The organism is Streptomyces sp. NPDC053755 (genome assembly GCF_040677675.1).
GTDB lineage: Bacteria > Actinomycetota > Actinomycetes > Streptomycetales > Streptomycetaceae > Streptomyces.
This window is the reverse complement of the sequence record NZ_JBFASK010000002.1, coordinates 76291-93921: the sequence shown is the minus strand read 5'-3', so window position 1 is coordinate 93921 and position 17631 is coordinate 76291. Positions and strand designations below refer to the sequence as shown.

Sequence of the window (17631 nt, the reverse complement as noted above, 5' to 3'; positions counted from 1 at the left end):
GCTGGGGTCACGGCGGCACGGGCCGTACGGCTCCGCCACAGAGCTGAACGCCGCTGCGGGCGGGCTGGTCACGGGCGTCACCGCCCGCTCCTCGTCGCCGGCCGCCTCCCGCGCCGCACGGCGCCGCCGCTCAAGGGCTTGGCCGGCAGCGGGCCGGGCCGGACGCCGACGTTCCGCGGTCCCTTGCCGCCGGCCCGCGGACGGGTCCGCACCCGCGTCCTCGGGCGGGCCCCGCCGGTCCGTCCCCGGGTCGCCCCCGCGCCGTCGACGGGGCGACGCGGGTCCGCTTCCCCGGAGGGATCCGCGGCCGTGCGCGCACGGCGTTCCTCGCGCAGGCAGCTGCGCAGGGACTCCGGGTCGAGCCCCTCGTTGCACGCCTGGTGCAGCAGACGGGCGAAGACGTATTCGGGGTCGATGTCCAGTGCCAGGCCGAGGGCGACACGGGCGGCGGGCTCGTCGCCCGTCGACCACGCCGTCCAGCCCGCGAGCGTGAGCGGAGCGGCCGCGTGCTCCGTGTAGGGGGCGACGCAGCGCCGGGCCAGGGCCCGCCACAACCGGACGGCGGCGGCTCCCTCGGGGCCTTCCATCCACTCCGCGGCCTGGTCCCGGGTCTCCCGGTCCTGCAGCCCCAGAATCAGCGAGGCGGCCTCGTCGCTGGTGATCAGGGCGTCGTCGGCCGCGTCCAGCGCGGCCGTTCCCCTGGGCCGCGCCCGGCCGGTCAGGGGATCCACCGCCGAGGGGAAACCTTCCGTGCGCCCCGCCGCGAGGAGAGCGGTCGCCCCCTCGGCCGGCTCGTCCCCCGCCGGTGCGCCGAACCGCCGCAGCAGCTGTCGCACGAGTGCGAGCGTGGCCTCCCTCACCTCCTGCCTGCCGCGGGCGGGGCGGTCCTCGAGGAGCTTCGGCACGATCCGCGCGGCGGTGGCGTTCAGCGCTTTGCGCTGCTCCTCGATTCCGGGCGGCTCCTCACCGCCGGCCATTCCACGAGGTGCCGCAGGCGGCCTGAGCCGTGCCTGCATCTCCCGCAGCGTGCCCCGGACCTGGATGCCGGCGTAGGCGGCGGCCGCGGCCATCACGGACGTACCGGTCAGTGCGAGGGGAGTGCCGTCCGGTGGGCAGCAGCGGGTGTCGGGGCAGCAGTAGGAGAAGTACAGACCGTCGGAGATGCAAAGGGCCTCGTTCACCGGGATGTCCAGCTCCCCGCAGGCCGTGCGCAGCCGGTGCGCGAACGGCCGGAGCCGCTCCACCACGTGGCGGGCCGTCTCCCCCGGCTCCGGGTCCTGGCACAGGAAGACCACGATGCCGTCGGGCCGCGTGCCGCCGCGGGCGCAGCCCTCGACCAGGCACTCCGCGAGATGTTCGGCCGTCGAGGGCCACTCCGCCGGCAACTTCGGAATGCCGAGCCTGACCCGGCCGCCGAAGCGTCCGCGCTCGCCGTGCAGCCCGACGAGGACGACCGAATCGGTGGGATGGAAGCCCAGCATGAAGGGCAGCGCGTCGGCCAGTTCCGCCGGGCTGCGCAGCGTGATCTGCTGCGATCCGGAGGGCGTGCTGTCGGATGCGTGTGGGTTCGTGTTCATGGTCACGACGGTCCCGCGTCCGCCGCCGGTCGCGAAAGCCCTGTGGATAACTCGCCGGACCGTCGCGCCGACGTTGTCCACAGGTCTCGCGGCTCGTTCGCGGTTTGTCGTACTCATCGGGTTGCATGGGGGCATGACCAACGCAGATCGCCTCGAAGACCGCGCGGCCCTCCGATCCACCGCCGACGCCGTACTCGCCCGCCTCGTCGGCGACCCGACGGGTACGGCGAAGCTGCGGGAGGACCAGTGGCGCGCCATCGAGGCACTCGTCGCCGACCGGCGGCGCGCGCTGGTCGTGCAGCGGACCGGCTGGGGCAAGTCCGCGGTGTACTTCGTGGCGACCTCCCTCCTGCGCGCGATGGGGAGCGGGCCCACCGTCATCGTCTCCCCGCTGCTCGCGCTGATGCGCAATCAGGTCGAGGCGGCGGCTCGGGCGGGCATCCGCGCGCGCACGATCAACTCGTCGAACACCGAGGAGTGGGAGACGGTGCAGCGGGAGGTGACGGCGGGCGAGGTCGACGTGCTGCTCGTGAGCCCCGAACGGCTCAACAACCCCGGCTTCCGTGACGAGGTGCTTCCGCGGCTCGCCGCGGCCACGGGCCTGCTCGTGGTCGACGAGGCGCACTGCATCTCCGACTGGGGGCACGACTTCCGCCCCGACTACCGGCGGCTGCGCACGATGCTGGCCGACCTGCCCTCCGGGGTCCCGGTGCTCGCCACCACGGCGACGGCCAACGCCCGGGTGACGGCCGACGTGGCCGAGCAGCTCGGCACGGGGGCGGGGACGGACGCGCTGGTGCTGCGAGGGCCGCTGGACCGGGAGAGCCTCAGCCTCGGGGTCGTCCGGCTCCCCGACGCGGCGCACCGGCTGGCCTGGCTGGCCGATCACCTCGACGAGCTGCCGGGCTCCGGGATCATCTACACCCTGACGGTCGCGGCCGCCGAGGAGGTGACCGCCCATCTGCGGCAGTGCGGCCACACGGTGTCCTCGTACACGGGCCGTACGGAGAACGCCGACCGTCAGCAGGCGGAGGAGGACCTCCTCGCCAACCGGGTCAAGGCGCTGGTGGCGACATCGGCGCTGGGCATGGGGTTCGACAAGCCCGATCTGGGATTCGTGGTGCACCTCGGGTCGCCCTCCTCCCCCATCGCGTACTACCAGCAGGTCGGCCGCGCCGGGCGTGGGGTGGAGCATGCGGAGGTGCTGCTGCTGCCCGGGAAGGAGGACGAGGCGATCTGGCAGTACTTCGCTTCGGTCGCCTTCCCGCCCGAGGAGCAGGTCCGCCGCACGCTCGACGTGCTGGCGGGGGCGGAGCGCCCGCTGTCGCTGCCCGCGCTGGAGCCGCTGGTGGAGCTGCGGCGCACCCGGTTGGAGACGATGCTGAAGGTCCTGGACGTGGACGGCGCGGTGCACCGCGTGAAGGGCGGCTGGACGAGCACGGGCCGGCCGTGGGTCTACGACTCCGAGCGGTACGCCTGGGTGGCCCGTCAGCGGTCGGCGGAGCAGCAGGCGATGCGCGAGTACGCGTCGACGACGGGCTGTCGGATGGAGTTCCTGCGGCGCCAGTTGGACGACGAGGAGGCCGCGCCGTGCGGGCGCTGTGACAACTGCGCGGGGTCCCGCTTCGATCCGAAGGTGACCGACGCGGCGCTCGACGCCGCCAAGGGCGAGCTGGGGCGCCCCGGGGTGGACGTCGAGCCCCGGAAAATGTGGCCGACGGGCCTGACGGCGGTGGGGGTCGACCTGAAGGGCCGAATCCCGGCGGGTGAGCAGTCGTTCGGGGGGCGGGCTCTGGGCCGGCTCTCCGACATCGGGTGGGGCAACCGCCTGCGTCCCCTGCTGTCGGAGCGGGCCCCGGACGGCGCCGTTCCGGACGATGTCGTCCAGGCGGTGGTGCGGGTGCTCGCCGACTGGTCCAAGGGGCCGGGGGGTTGGGCGTCGGGCGCGCCTGACGCGCCGTCGCGGCCCGCCGGCGTGGTGACGGTCGCCTCGCGGAGCAGGCCGCATCTCGTGGGTTCACTCGGGCAGCGCATCTCCGAGATCGGCCGGATGCCGCTGCTCGGTTCGGTCGCGTACACGCCCGAGGCCGAGGACCTCCGGATCTCGCGAACGAACAGCGCGCAGCGGGTGATCGGACTCCATCAGGCGCTGACGGTTCCGCCGGAGCTGGCCGAGCGGCTCGCCTCGGTGTCCGGTCCGGTCCTTCTCGTCGACGACCTCTCGGACAGCGGCTGGACGCTGGCGGTGGCGGCGCGGCTGCTGCGACGGGCCGGAGCGGAGGGAGTCTTCCCGCTGGTGCTCGCCGTTCAGGGGTGAACGTGGAGTGAACACTGAGTGGCTGGGCAGGGATATGAGTGTCATACCGGCCCATTCCAGTCAGCGGTCTCAATTGCTCGTTGCCGCCCGCGCACCGGCCCGCAAGAATTGGAAATACGCCCCGCACAGCACGTACGTGGTCCGGAAGGACTGTGCTGCGGCGCGCCCTCACTCCACTCTGCCCGCTCGACGGGCGCGTATCCGAAGGGAGGACCGTGACCTTCGGATTCGCTCCGTCCGCAGCCACCTCGATCAGCTCGTCGTCCGAGTCCGCCAGCCGCCTCGCTCGGATACTCGAACCGGCCGAGTGGGCGGCGGCCGGGATTCCGCTCCTGCGCAATCCGCGGGAGGTCGTCAGCGGCCTGCACGCCCGCCATCGGCCGACGCCCGCGACGGCCGTCGTAGCCGTCCTCGACCACGAGGAACGGCTCACCGCCAGCGCTTCGTTCGCTCGCCGCGCCATCCCCGCCGACGGCTGGGAGTTCCGCAACGCGCTTCTCGCCCATCTGCGCCGGGTCATTCCGCACGACCTGCGGCGCAGGTCTCCGGTGCGCACGGCCGTCCTGCTCTACTGCCGGGACGGGGACGAGCGTTGGACGGAGGAGGACGGCGCCTGGATGTGGGGGCTGCGGGACGCCTGCACGCTGCACGGGCTGCGCTGTGGTGCGTACATCACGCTGACGCGGGGAGGTTGGCAGGTGCTCGGCGAGGGCCGGGGCGGGCGGCAGCCCGGGTCGGAGTCCCGCCCGACCGCGCTCGGGGACGTCGGGTCCGAACTCGGGGCGCTCACGCCCCGCACCGCGGGCGGGGCCGCCGAGCTGCTGCGCCGCACGGCCGCGCGCTGAGCGACTGCGGGGCCGGGCCGGCGCGATCCGAGCACGGCCACGGCCCGGCCGCCCTCCAGGGGCGACCGGGTCAGGACCGCGGACGTGGGTTCCGGCTCAGACGACCGCGCCGAGCGCGGTGTTGATACGGCCGGGGTCACCGCAGACGATGAGCAGCGCGGTCGCGCGTCCCTTCGCCAGGGGCAGGGCGCGGGCGGTGGCCTCCTCGGCTCCGCCGTTGACCGCCACGACCACCACGGGCCGGGCCGAAGCCCGTTCCACGGCGGCGGCATCGGCGAAGAACACGTCGTCATGGGCGTCCTGCTGGGCCCAGTAGGCGGCATCGCCGAAGGACAGCTCGTGCGCCGCCCACGGGTGCTGCTCCCCGGTGGTGAGGACGAGGACGTCGCCGGGTGCGCGGCCGGTCTCCAGAAGAAGGTCCACGGCCTCTTCGGCGGCGTCGAGCGCACCGTCGGGAGAGGCGGGGATCACCTGGATCTGCGGACCGGGGCGCTGCTCGGAACGATTCTCCGAACGGGACGACGGGGACGGGCCGGCACCGGGGTGCGGGCGCGGTACCGGCGGGCCGGGCCTGGCCGGTCCGGGGCCGGGACGCCCAGGACGCGGTGAGGCCGCGGAACGCGGACCGGGTACGGGACGGGGGGTCGGCGCGGGGTGTCCGGCGGCCGTAGCGGCGCGGGGACCCTGGGCACTCTCGTGAATCTGAGGCTCCTCGGGGATGAGAGGCATGAGTGGATGTCTATCAAACGCCGGTGCGTGAGTCACCGGCGGGTGGGCACAAATGTGCGCCCCGGCTGCTGAGGGCGGCTCTGCGAAAGAGTCATGAGAGTCAGGAGCCGGAAGTTCAGAAGTCGAAGCCGAGTTGGCCCCCGCTTTCCAGTGCGGCCGCCTCGGCGGAGATGCGGATCTTCTTCAGGTGCTGCCACCGGGGCAGCGCGTCGAGATACGCCCAGGACAGGCGGTGGTACGGCGTCGGTCCGCGTTCCTCGAGGGCCGCCTTGTGGACCGGCGAGGGGTAGCCCGCGTTGGCCCCGAACCCGAAGGCGGAGCACTCCGCCGCCTCGGTCTCGAGCTCGGCCATCATCGCGTCGCGCCGGACCTTGGCGATGACCGAGGCGGCGGCCACGGCGATGCAGGACTGATCGCCCTTGATCACCGTGCGGACCTTCCAGGGAGTGCCCAGATAGTCGTGCTTGCCGTCGAGAATCACCGCGTCCGGGCGCACGGGCAGGCCGTCCAAGGCCCGCACGGCGGCGAGCCGGAGCGCGGCGGTCATGCCGAGTTCGTCGATCTCCTCCGGGGAGGCGTGGCCCAGCGCGTACGCGGTGACCCACTTCTCCAGCTCCGCGGCCAGGGCGGTGCGGCGCTTGGGGGTGATCAGCTTGGAGTCGGTGAGGCCTTCGGGGGGCCGGCGCAGCCCCGTGACGGCCGCGCACACCGTGACGGGTCCGGCCCACGCCCCGCGTCCGACTTCGTCGACCCCGGCAATGATCTTGGCGCCGGTGGTGGCTCGGAGCGATCGCTCGACGGTGTGGGTGGGTGGTTCATACGGCATGGCGCCAGACAGATTACGCCGATACGGGCCGCCCGCGATACCCGGATTCCCGTCGGATGTCCTGCCGGACACACGACACCCCTCCGTCGCACGGGCGACGGAGGGGTGAGTGCGGTGATCCGGCAGGTGTGCCGGCCACCGGTGCGAGCGCTTGACCGCCGGTCCGGGAGGGAGGCGCGTGCCGGGTCAGGGGACGTCGTAGGGATCGTCCGCGTAGGGGTCGTACTCCTCTTCCCGGCTCGGTTCCCCGCACGGCCCCACGGACCGGTTGACCGCTCGGTCCCGCAGGATGTCCCGGGCCCTCGCCTGGGACCAGCTGGTGGCGTACCAACTGCCGTCGTCCTCGCGGAGGCGGGCGTCGATGTCGCGTAGCGCGCAGGAGCGCTGGGGTTCGGGAAGCCGGTCGAGCGCGGGCACCGCGTCCGCCGAGAGGCCTTCGAGGTAGCGCAGGTCGATAGCGCCGTTCTCGGCGAACCGCTCGACGTTGCGTTCGGCGACGAGCGCGTCGGGCGAGGCCAGCCCGAAGGCCAGGACGGCGGCCGCGGCGCTGGCGGCCAGCGCGCGGGGCAGCAGGCGGGCGCCGAAGACGCCGGCGGCCATGATCAGCAGGATGACCACGCCCAGCCAGATCTCCATCGCGGTGACCGAGACGCGCAGTCGGGTCAGGCCGTAGGCGTCGACGTACAGATCCATCCGGCGCAACGCGGACGCGACCACCACGAGTGTCAGCACGCACACGGTGCCGAGCACGGCCCGGACGAGCGTCCGGTCGCGGGCGTCCGCCCGCGGCGCCCAGCGCAGGGCGAGGCCGATCACGGCGAGGGTGAGGCAGGTGGCGACGAGCAGCTGCCAGAAGCCCTGCCGGGCGTACTCGGAGTAGAAGGCGGGATCGGGTGCGCTGAGCACCTCGTCGTACCCGCCGAGGAGAACCGTGAGCTGGACCGCGTTGAAGGCCGCGAACAGCAGGTCGAGGACGATGAGCGGGAGGGCCCACTCCAGGCGCCCTCGGGCCCGGCCGGGCTTGAAGACCACACGGTCCCAGCGCAGGGGCGCGGCGGCGGTGCGGGCCAGGGAGATCGCGCCGAACAGACCGAGCAGCAGCAGGGAGAGCCGCCACGGCGCCTGGGAGAGCGACACGTCCGGTATCAGGGAGCCGAGGAGTTCGGCGAAGGCCGCGTCGGCGCCGGCGAACAGGGCGCCGAAGACGACGAGCAGCAAGGCCGCCACCGCGACCGTGCGCAGGACGGGCCCGGCCTTCCCCCGCGATCCACCGGCACGCTCGCGCACCCCGTTCCAGACCCAGGTGGTGCCCGCGCCCAGGGAGTCGATCAGACCGACGGGCCCGAGGAGCACGCTCGGCCAGCCCCGGCCGCCGTGCAGCGCGAAGGCGGTGAGGGCGAGGGCGGACACCAGGGCCAGGAAAGTGGGCCAGCCGGCGTCGAGGAGCGCGGGGACGGCGAGGAGAGCGAGTCCTCCGACCGCCCAGACCAGGGTCCAGGGGCGTGGCCGACGGCCGGCGTCCCGGGCAGCGAAGGCGGCGGCGAGGACCGCGGGCACAGCCACGATCGTCAGGTTCAGGCCGAGCCCTTCACCGAACAGCAGGGCGCTGAGCAGGGCGGTGGCCATGATCGCCCAGAGCGTCGGGGCGGTCACCCGCGCCGGTGCGTCGGGCCGCAGCCGGGCGAGCGGGCTCTCGCGCGGAGGCGTCGGCGCTCCCCACGCGGGGTGCGGCGGCCGTGGGCCGCCCGCGGGCCCGGACGCCGCACGGGGCTGCGGCGGGGCGGACGGCGGGGCGGCGCCGGACGCCGCCCGGGGGCTCTGCGGTACGGACGTCCCGGACGCGGCCGCCCCTGGCGGCTCCGGTGCCCGGTCCTGCGGTACGGACGTGCCGGGCGCCGCCGACGCGGCGGCGTCCTGCGACTCCGGCGCGGCCGGGACTCTGTTCTGCGGTTCTTGATCGGGCGTGTCGGACACGGGACCCCCTCCCGACCCGGCCCGCTCGCTCGCGGCCAGGCGGCGAAAGGCGGCGGTCCGGGTGTCTCGTCGGCGCGCGCTCTTGTCATGATCAGCGCTTCGAAGTGGCCGACTTTAACCGTGGCCCGGACGCCCTGACCGGGCCGGACGGCCCTGTGGCAGGACCGTGACACTCTCCTGCGGACAAGCGGGACGTTCCGGCCCGTACTCCTGGAGTGGGCGCCGGGTCAGGGGTGCACGGCGGTGGGGAGCCAGTCCGGCAGCTCCTCGGTCTGCTCCAGCCATGCGGCGGGCGGTGCCCCGGCCGTCCCGGAGGCGACCACTCCGCCGGCGATCGCGCAGGTGGTGTCGACGTCCCCACCGACCTGGGCGGTCGTCCAGAACATCTGCTCGTAGTCCCCCAGGGCCCGGGCGGCCGACCAGAGGGCGAAGGGCACGGTGTCGTGGGCGCTGGTGCGGCGGCCGCTGCCGAGGACGGCCGCCACCGTGCCCGCGTCGCCGTAGTCGAGCATGTCGCGGGCCCGGCGCAGGCCGGCGCCGACGGCACTGCGCGGCACCAGGGCGATGACTCCGTCGAGCAGGTCCGTGGGCGTCGGCGGGCCGGCGGGGTCGGCGGCGAGCGCCGCCGCGGCCGCCACCGCCATGGCACCGACCACGGCTTCCCGGTGCTGGTGGGTGGTGTAGGCGGAGATCTCGGCCTGGTGGGTCGCCTGTTCCGGGTCGTCGGCGTACCAGGCCCCGAGCGGGGCGATCCGCATGGCGGCTCCGTTGCCCCACGAGCCCTGGCCCTTGAACAGCGCGGCGGCGAGCTCGCGCCAGTCGCCGCCCTCCCTGATGAGCCGGAGCATCCGGTTCACCGCGGGGCCGTAGCCGCGGTCGAAGTCGTGGTGATCGGCGAACGACCGGGCGAGCGCGTCCTGGTCGATCCGGCCGTGCCGGGCGAGCACGGCCAGCACCGAGCACGCCATCTCGGTGTCGTCGGTCCACTGCCAGGGCCCGGCGGGGACCTCGCGTCGTTTCAGCAGCGGATAGTTGACGGGGACGAAGTACTGGGAGCCCAGGGCGTCCCCCACGGACAGCCCACGGAGGCTGGCCAGGGCGCGGTCGAAGCGCCGGTCGGGAGAGAAGTCAGCGGTCATCGCTTCGCCACTCTATCCGGTGGGGCCGTACGGTTCCGGGGTACGCCAGCGTTCGAAGGGGCGGTCCAGCGTGTACCTCCCGTTCTCGCCGAGGAGCAGCATCCTCGTCTCGCCGTTGCCGGGGTTGGACAGCGACTCGAAGTCGGCGACCGTCCAGTGGAACCAGCGCATGCAGAACAGGCGCATGGTCAGTCCGTGGGTGACGAGCAGCACGTTCGGCGGGTGGTCCGGCGCCTCGAAGCTGCGGTAGAGGCTCTCCAGGAAGGCACCCACCCGGTCGTACACGTCGGCCCCCGACTCGCCCTGCGCGAAGCGGTAGAAGAAGTGCCCGTACGCGTCGCGGTACGCCTTCTGCAGCCGCACGTCCTCCCGGTCCTGCCAGTTTCCCCAGTCCTGCTCCCTCAGCCGCGGCTCCTCCCGTACCCGGACCCTCCGCGGGTCGAGCCGGAACGCCTGGAAGGTGTCGTGCGTGCGGCGGTACGGCGAGACGTACACGCTGACGCGTTCCTCCCCGAAGAGGGCCCGCAGGCGTCCCCCGGTCGCCTCCGCCTGCCGCAGACCGGTCTCCGTGAGTCTGAGCGCGTGGTCGGGCTCGCGTTCGTACACGGTGTCATCGGCATTGCCCTCGGACTCTCCGTGCCGTACGAGAACGATGCGCCGCGGTCGTGCCATGCCCCGACCCTAGATCGACCGCTCCGGCGGGGCTCAGTCGGCAAGGCGCCCGGAGTCCATCCGGCGTACGCGCCCCGTGAAGCGGCGGCGCAGCCGCCGGTCGTGGGAGACGACGACCAGCGCCCCGGTCCACCGCTCCAGCGCCTCCTCCAGCTCCTCCACGAGCCCGAGGGCCAGGTGGTTGGCCGGCTCGTCGAGAAGGAGGAGGTCGGCGGGCCTGGCGAGCAGACGGGCGAGGGCCAGGCGTCGGCGCTGTCCCGCGGAGAGGCTCCCGACAGGGACGGAGAGGTCGGCCGGCCGGAACAGTCCGTAGGTGAGCAACAGCTCCTCACGCTCGTCCTCCGCGAGGGCCAGTCCCCGCCCGAAGGCGTCGATCAGCCGCTCCGCCGGGCGGCCGGCCGGTATCTCCTGGGCCAGGAAGCCGATGCGTCCCGTGCGGCGGACCTCTCCGGCGTCCGGCGTGACCAGCCCCATGGCCACGCGCAGCAAGGTGGACTTGCCGGCGCCGTTGCCTCCGTGGATCAGCAGCTTCTCGCCCGCCCGGATGGTCAGGGCGTCGACCACGAGCCGGTCCGCGACGCGGACGCCGGTGAGGCTCACCAGGTCTCCCCGCGCACCGCCGACGACCGGTCGCGCGGCGAAGGCGAGCGGCCGCGGAGGCCGGGGGACGGGCTCGGCGTGAAGCCGGCGCAGCCGCTCCTGGGCGTTGCGGACCCGCCCGGCGACCGAGGCCTGGACCCGGCCGCCGGCCCGGTCGTAGGCCATCTTGTTGTTGTCCTTGATGGCGCGGCCGGCGGCGACTCCGTGCGCGGTGGTCGCGGCGAAGGCCTCCAGGCGCTCGGTCTCCTCCCGCCATGCTTCGTACGCCTGCTCCCATCGGCGCCGGGCGGCGGCGCGCTCTGCACGGAATCCGGCGTAACCGTCTCCGTACCGGACGACGGTGCGGCGGTCGGCGTCGACCTCCAGGACGGCGGTGGCCACCCGTTCCAGGAAGGTCCGGTCGTGGGAGACGGCGACGACGGTGCCGCGGTGGGCGAGGAGGGCTTCCTCCAGCCAGTCGAGGGACCGGGCGTCGAGGTGGTTGGTCGGCTCGTCCATGAGGAGGACCTCGGGCGCGGCGGCGACGGCACAGGCGAGGCCGAGGCGGGCCTGCTCCCCGCCCGAGAGGCTGCCGAGTCTCCGCTCCCTCTCCGTGCCCGCGAGGCCGAGTCCGTGCATCGCCTTGTCGACGCGGGCGTCCGCTTCGTACCCCCCGCGCAGCTCGTACGCGGTGAGCAGGTCGCCGTACGCGGCGAGCCCGCCGGCGTCCGCCGTGGCCAGACCGGCTTCGAGCGTGCGGAGCCCGCGCTCCATGGCGCGGAGGTCGGACAGAGCGTCGTCGATCGCGTCGGCGACGGTGCTCGTGGGTGGCAGCCGGGGGGTCTGCGCGAGCAGGCCCGAACCGCCGTCGGCCAGGGTGACGACCTCCCCCTCGTCGGGCGTGTCGAGCCCTCCGAGGATCCGGAGCAGGGTGGATTTGCCCGCGCCGTTCTCCCCCACCACCCCTAACCGCTCACCGGGGCGCACGGTCAGCGAGACGCGGTCGAGCAGCAACCGGTCGCCTCGGGACACGGACACCTCACGGAGGGAGATCTGCGTGGGCAAAGGTGCCTCCGAGGGGTCGAGCGTCGTGCACGCCTCGTACAGGTCGGGACGACGGACAGGCAGGGTTCACCGCACAGGGAATGCAAATGCAACTCCAGTCGCGTTACCTGGAGTGTGGCACACTCGGACGCACTAACGCAACGGGAGTGGCAATTGACCGAGATCGAGGGTGCGCAGACGCCCGCGCCAGGCAGCCGCCGACCCGGGGGCCGCACGGCGAGGACCCGGGCCGCCGTCCGGGACGCCGTCCTGACCGGCCTGGCGGAGCACGGCTATCCGGCGCTCACCGTCGAGTACGTGGCGGAGCACTCCGGCGTGCACAAGACCACCCTCTATCGCCGCTGGGGCGGCCTGGAGGGACTGGTAGCGGACGCCCTGGACCTGGCGGGCGAGGACGCCTGGGCGCCGCCGGACACGGGCAGCCTGGACGGTGATCTGCGGGCTCTGGCCCGCGAGGTGGCCGACTCGTTCGCCGATCCGGCGACCGCCGCCGCGCCCACCGCCTTCGTCGCCGCCGCGTTCCAGTCCGAGCGGGCGGCCGACGCGCTGCGCGCCTTCTACGCCGAACGCTTCGGCCGCTGCGAGGTCGTCGTCGACCGGGCCGTCAGCCGTGGGGAGGCACCCGCGGGTACGGACGCCGGCGCGGTCGTCCGGTCGGTCTCGGCACCGCTCTTCCTGCGCCTGTTCGTCACGCGCGAGCCGGTCGACCGGGCCCTCGCGGACCAGGCGGCCCGGGCGGCCCTCACGGCGGTCACGGCGGGCGCCTTCGTGACGGACTCCCTCGCGGCCGACTCCTCGGGGGGCGGCTCTCCCGCAGCCGGCTGAACGCACCTCGGGCCCCCGCACCGGGGATTCGCACTGCGGGCCGGCCCCCGGGACCCCGAGCCCGGGCCCCGGCCCCACCGGTCCGGCACGGTCCGAACAGACCGGAACCGACCAGAACGGAACCTGGCAGACCGGGCCGACCGGACCGATCCGGTCAGACCGTCCAGGACGCCTCGAGCTGCACCACGTCCCCCGCCAGCGCCGCCACGTCGGCATCCGTCTGGGCGCGCAGCCCGAGACGTTCGACTCGTTCGGCCCGGTACTTGCCGTGCTCCGCCGCGGACCGCCACATCGAAAGCACGAGGAACTCGTTCCCCGGCGCCTCGCCGAACACCCCGCGCAGCATCCCGGGAGAGCCGGCCATCGCCGGATTCCACACCTTCTCCTGCATCAGCGCGAAGTGCTCGACCCGGCCCTCGTGGATGCGGCAGTGGGCGACCCGGGCCACGTCGGCGTCCGAGAAGCGGGGCTCGAAGCCCGTCTTCACGTCGAAGCGATAGTCGAACAGCTTGACCTGGGCGTCCTTGTACGTGCCCGCCTGCGCGGCCGCGAGACGGTCGTGCGACCGGGCCATGAACGAGTCGTAGAAGGCCCGGCTCTCCCAGAAGGCGAAGACATGGGCCACACCGGGCCTCCCCCGGCTCCATCCCCCGCCCTGTCCCCGGAATCCCGGCTCACCCAGCAGCCCCGCCCATTTCCGCTGCCCCCGCTCGAACCCCCGACGGTCCACCACGGTGCAGCGAATCCACTTGACCAGCACCGCGCCATCGTACGGGGCCGGACCGGGCCGCCGTCAGGGTACGGAGGAGTGCACTCTCACCAGTACCGACACCGCTTCGTCAGCCGGTTCGATCCCGCCCGTCGCGTCCCCACCCGCCGCGGCGCGCATGACACCATGGGCAAAGTGCCCGCGACCACGGGCAGTTGACCGGGCCGACAAGGCGACGCCCAGGCGGAGAGGGGATTCACGGTGAGCGGTCTCAACAAGGGGGTCGGCAAGGTCGAGGTGACGCTCAAGTGGGATCCCGCCCCGGCCGGCGCCCCGGCGCACGACCTCGATCTGATCGCGGGCGTCTACACGGCGGACGATCCGTACGGCACCCCCGCCTATCTGGTGCACTTCGACAGCCGCTCCCCCGACGGCACGATCACGCTCAACCGCGACAGCCGTACGGGCCAGGGCTTCGGCTACGACGAGGCGATGACCCTGGAGCTGGAGCGCCTCGCGCCCCGGTACGCGCGCGTGGTGGTGGGCGTGGTCATACAGCAGGGGGGCGGCCGTCTGACCTTCGGCGACATCGCCCACACCGGTGTGCGTGTGCGCGAGGGCTACACGGACCTGGCCGAGCACGATTTCGCGACGGTGGCCGACGCCACCGCGGCCACCATCGTGGAGTTCAGCCGCGACGGCGGAACCGACTGGTCCTACCACTCGGCCCCTCGCGGCTTCGACGCCGATCCGGAGACGTTCACGGCCCTGATGGGGGCGCGGCACGCCTGAACCAGCCGCCGGGGCGGGCGGGGCGGGGCCTTTGACCGCGCCCCCACCCGCGGCGGCCGGACGGGACCGTGCACCGGTCGGTCCCGTCCGACGGCCCGTCCGGCCTGTGCGAGCGGAACGACCGGAACGCCCGCGAGGGTAAGGAGACCCTCGCCGGGGTGTCCCGCAGCGTGACGTTGGCGTGCCTCTCCTGGGAACTCTGGTCCGAGACGAGGGTGAGCCGGGCGGTGGACTGGAACTCGGGCAGGGTGGTGGAGCCGCAGGAGACCCTCGTGGTCTTGAGCTTGGCGACGGCGAGCGCCAGACCTTCGTCGACCGTCGCGGACGAGCAGTCGGTCCGCGCGCGGTTCGGCAGGAGCAGGAATGCGTTGAACGTCCGTGAGACTGCGGCGATGACCTGTGCCACTCGTTCCTCCTGACCCGTCGGCCGGGGCCCGTCCGCCCCGCAGCCGCCCGGACCCGCCGGAAACGGCCCCGGGCCGGCGTCGTCGGCCGACACGGACCCGGGTCGGCGCCGTCGGCCCCCACGCCGAAGAGGGTGCCGGCCCATGGCCGGCACCCTCTCTCAAGCGCGGATCAGCGCCCTCGGCACCCGTGACTCAGTGCCCCGTCGGCGTCCCGTCGGACGCCGTCACTCGGTTGTCAGCTGCAGCCGCTGGTCGAGCCGCAGCCCTCGCAGATGTAGCAGGAGCCCGCGCGCTGCATCTTCGTACCGCAGGAGAAGCAGAGCGGCGCGTCGGCGCTGATGCCCAGCTGCATCTCGACGAGCTCCGCCGAGGTGTGCGCCTGCTTGGGGGCGGGAACCTCCGCCGCCACGGCCGGGGCGGCGACGGCCTTCAGGGTCTCCGTCTGGCGCGGTGCGGACTGGGCGAGACCCTCGACGTCCACCTCGTCGTCGGCGGGCTCGTAGGAGCCCGTCTCCAGGTGACGCTGACGCTCCTCGGCCGAGTGGATGCCGAGCGCGGAGCGGGTCTCGAAGGGCAGGAAGTCCAGCGCCAGGCGGCGGAAGATGTAGTCGACGATCGACTGCGCCATCCGCACGTCCGGGTCGTCCGTCATGCCGGCCGGCTCGAAACGCATGTTGGTGAACTTGGAGACGTAGGTCTCCAGGGGCACGCCGTACTGGAGACCGACGGAGACGGCGATGGAGAAGGCGTCCATCATGCCGGCGAGCGTCGAACCCTGCTTGGACATCTTCAGGAAGACCTCGCCGAGACCGTCGTCCGGGTAGGAGTTCGCGGTCATGTAGCCCTCGGCGCCACCGACCGTGAAGGAGGTGGTGATCCCCGGACGGCCCTTGGGCAGGCGCTTGCGGACCGGGCGGTACTCGACGACCTTCTCGACGGCCTCGCGGATCGTGGCCTCGGTCTTCGCGGTGACCTCGGTCTTCTCCGTCTCCTTCTTCTTGGCGGAGAGCGGCTGGCCGACCTTGCAGTTGTCGCGGTAGATCGCGAGCGCCTTGACGCCCATCTTCCACGCCTCGAAGTAGACCTCCTCGACGTCCTCGACCGTGGCCGTCTCCGGCAGGTTCACGGTCTTGGAGAGGGCGCCGGAGATCCACGGCTGGATCGCGGCCATCATGCGGACGTGGCCCATCGCGGAGATGGAACGCTCGCCCATGGCGCAGTCGAAGACCTCGTAGTGCTCGGTCTTCAGGCCCGGGGCGTCGATCACGTTGCCGTGCTCGGCGATGTGGGCGACGATCGCCTCGATCTGCTCCTCCTGGTAACCCAGGCGGCGCAGGGCCTGCGGGACGGTGCCGTTGACGATCTGCATCGAGCCGCCGCCGACCAGCTTCTTGAACTTGACCAGGGCGAGGTCGGGCTCGAGGCCGGTGGTGTCGCAGGACATCGCGAGACCGATGGTGCCGGTCGGGGCGATGACCGAGGCCTGGGCGTTGCGGAAGCCGTTCTTGGCGCCGAGGCGGATCACGTCCTGCCAGGCCTCCGTGGCGGCGGCCCAGATCGGCGAGTCCAGGTCGTCCATGCGCACGGCCACGGTGTTGGCGTCGGCGTGCTGCTTCATCACGCGCTGGTGCGGCTCGGCGTTGCGGGCGTAGCCGTCGTACGGACCGACGACCGCGGCCAGCTCGGCGGAGCGCTTGTACGACGTGCCGGTCATCAGCGAGGTGATGGCGCCGGCCAGGGCGCGGCCGCCGTCGGAGTCGTACGCGTGGCCCGTGGCCATCAGCAGGGCGCCGAGGTTGGCGTAGCCGATGCCCAGCTGGCGGAAGGCGCGGGTGTTCTCGCCGATCTTCTGGGTCGGGAAGTCCGCGAAGCAGATGGAGATGTCCATCGCGGTGATGACCAGCTCGACGACCTTGGCGAAGCGCTCGGACTCGAACGACTGGTTGCCCTTGCCGTCGTCCTTGAGGAACTTCATCAGGTTCAGCGAGGCGAGGTTGCAGGACGTGTTGTCCAGGTGCATGTACTCGCTGCAGGGGTTCGAGCCGTTGATGCGGCCGGACTCCGGGCAGGTGTGCCACGCGTTGATGGTGTCGTCGTACTGGATGCCGGGGTCGGCACAGGCCCAGGCCGCCTCGGCCATCTTGCGGAAGAGCGACTTGGCGTCGACCTCCTCGATGACCTCGCCCGTCATGCGGGAGGTGAGGCCGAACCTGCCGCCCGCCTCGACCGCCTTCATGAACGTGTCGTTCACGCGGACCGAGTTGTTGGCGTTCTGGTACTGGACGGACGTGATGTCGTCGCCGCCCAGGTCCATGTCGAAGCCCGCGTCGCGCAGCGCGCGGATCTTCTCCTCTTCCTTCACCTTGGTCTCGATGAAGTTCTCGATGTCGGGGTGGTCGACGTCGAGGATGACCATCTTGGCGGCGCGGCGGGTGGCGCCGCCCGACTTGATCGTTCCTGCGGAGGCGTCGGCACCGCGCATGAAGGAGACCGGGCCGGAGGCGTTGCCGCCGCTGGACAGGAGCTCCTTGGAGGAGCGGATACGGGAGAGGTTCAGGCCGGCGCCGGAGCCGCCCTTGAAGATCATGCCCTCTTCCTTGTACCAGTCGAGGATCGACTCCATGGAGTCGTCGACGGACAGGATGAAGCAGGCGGAGACCTGCTGGGGCTGCGGCGTGCCGACGTTGAACCACACCGGCGAGTTGAAGCTGAAGATCTGGTGCAGGAGGGCGTAGGCCAGCTCGTGCTCGAAGATCTCGGCGTCGGCGGGCGAGGAGAAGTAGCCGTGCTCCTCGCCGGCCTTCGTGTACGTCTTCACGATCCGGTCGATGAGCTGCTTGAGACCGGTCTCGCGCTGCGGGGTGCCGACGGCCCCGCGGAAGTACTTGCTGGTGACGATGTTGACCGCGTTCACCGACCAGAAGTCGGGGAACTCGACGCCACGCTGCTCGAAGTTGACCGAGCCGTCGCGCCAGTTGGTCATGACGACGTCACGACGCTCCCAGACCACCTCGTCGTACGGATGCACGCCAGGAGTGGTGTGGATGCGTTCGATACGCAGACCCTGCCGGCCCGCCGCAGCCGCCTTGGTTCCCTTGGCGCGGGAACCTCGTGCCGGACCGCTCGCCGTCTCTGTCATGCCGCCTCCCATATACGGGCAAAACACCCTGAAGTG

13 protein-coding genes are annotated in these 17631 nt (G+C 72.7%); 4 read left to right on the top strand and 9 right to left on the bottom strand.

Going from position 1 to position 17631, the window contains the following annotated elements; genetic code table 11:
- Window positions 1–77 precede the first annotated feature (77 nt).
- Entirely contained in the window at window positions 78–1577 is a 1500-nt protein-coding gene (locus AB0K65_RS03260) for a DUF4192 domain-containing protein (RefSeq protein ID WP_365713804.1), read from the bottom strand.
- 133 nt (window positions 1578–1710) lie between these two features.
- On the opposite strand from AB0K65_RS03260, the gene AB0K65_RS03255 reads away from it, so the two are divergent.
- Both AB0K65_RS03255 and AB0K65_RS03250 read left to right on the top strand, forming a co-directional pair.
- Window positions 1711–3894, top strand: coding sequence for a RecQ family ATP-dependent DNA helicase (locus AB0K65_RS03255; protein WP_365713801.1), 2184 nt, complete (start codon window positions 1711–1713; stop codon window positions 3892–3894).
- Window positions 3895–4109: 215 nt separating this feature from the next.
- Complete coding sequence (locus tag AB0K65_RS03250; RefSeq protein ID WP_365713798.1) at window positions 4110–4739, top strand: hypothetical protein; 630 nt, start codon at window positions 4110–4112, stop codon at window positions 4737–4739.
- 96 nt (window positions 4740–4835) lie between these two features.
- Here the strand turns inward: AB0K65_RS03250 and AB0K65_RS03245 are convergent, their stop codons facing one another.
- The 6 genes from AB0K65_RS03245 to AB0K65_RS03220 all read right to left on the bottom strand — a co-directional run bounded on the left by AB0K65_RS03245 (window position 4836) and on the right by AB0K65_RS03220 (window position 11723).
- Entirely contained in the window at window positions 4836–5468 is a 633-nt protein-coding gene (locus tag AB0K65_RS03245) for a hypothetical protein (RefSeq protein ID WP_365713795.1), read from the bottom strand.
- A 115-nt stretch (window positions 5469–5583) separates the two neighbouring features.
- Window positions 5584–6294 (bottom strand): ribonuclease HII, encoded by a 711-nt coding sequence (locus AB0K65_RS03240; RefSeq protein WP_365713792.1) that lies wholly within the window; start codon window positions 6292–6294, stop codon window positions 5584–5586.
- A gap of 186 nt (window positions 6295–6480) precedes the next feature.
- Entirely contained in the window at window positions 6481–7947 is a 1467-nt protein-coding gene (locus tag AB0K65_RS03235) for a DUF4173 domain-containing protein (protein WP_365714229.1), read from the bottom strand.
- Between the two features lie 548 nt (window positions 7948–8495).
- A complete protein-coding gene (locus tag AB0K65_RS03230; protein WP_365713790.1) occupies window positions 8496–9407 on the bottom strand; it encodes an ADP-ribosylglycohydrolase family protein in 912 nt (303 codons plus the stop codon).
- 12 nt (window positions 9408–9419) lie between these two features.
- Complete coding sequence (locus tag AB0K65_RS03225) at window positions 9420–10079, bottom strand: histidine phosphatase family protein (RefSeq protein WP_365713787.1); 660 nt, start codon at window positions 10077–10079, stop codon at window positions 9420–9422.
- A 33-nt stretch (window positions 10080–10112) separates the two neighbouring features.
- Complete coding sequence (locus tag AB0K65_RS03220; protein WP_365713785.1) at window positions 10113–11723, bottom strand: ABC-F family ATP-binding cassette domain-containing protein; 1611 nt, start codon at window positions 11721–11723, stop codon at window positions 10113–10115.
- 153 nt (window positions 11724–11876) lie between these two features.
- Between AB0K65_RS03220 and AB0K65_RS03215 the strand changes: the two genes are divergently transcribed.
- Complete coding sequence (locus tag AB0K65_RS03215; RefSeq protein WP_365713783.1) at window positions 11877–12548, top strand: TetR/AcrR family transcriptional regulator; 672 nt, start codon at window positions 11877–11879, stop codon at window positions 12546–12548.
- 154 nt (window positions 12549–12702) lie between these two features.
- Here the strand turns inward: AB0K65_RS03215 and AB0K65_RS03210 are convergent, their stop codons facing one another.
- The gene (locus AB0K65_RS03210; protein WP_365713781.1) at window positions 12703–13308 is read right to left on the bottom strand and encodes a YdbC family protein; all 606 of its coding nucleotides are present in this window, start codon (window positions 13306–13308) and stop codon (window positions 12703–12705) included.
- A gap of 210 nt (window positions 13309–13518) precedes the next feature.
- On the opposite strand from AB0K65_RS03210, the gene AB0K65_RS03205 reads away from it, so the two are divergent.
- Complete coding sequence (locus AB0K65_RS03205; protein ID WP_365713779.1) at window positions 13519–14049, top strand: TerD family protein; 531 nt, start codon at window positions 13519–13521, stop codon at window positions 14047–14049.
- Window positions 14050–14691: 642 nt separating this feature from the next.
- On the opposite strand, the gene AB0K65_RS03200 is transcribed toward AB0K65_RS03205, so the two are convergent.
- On the bottom strand, window positions 14692–17595 hold the full coding sequence (locus AB0K65_RS03200) for a vitamin B12-dependent ribonucleotide reductase (protein ID WP_365713776.1): 2904 nt from the start codon (window positions 17593–17595) through the stop codon (window positions 14692–14694).
- Window positions 17596–17631 lie beyond the last annotated feature (36 nt).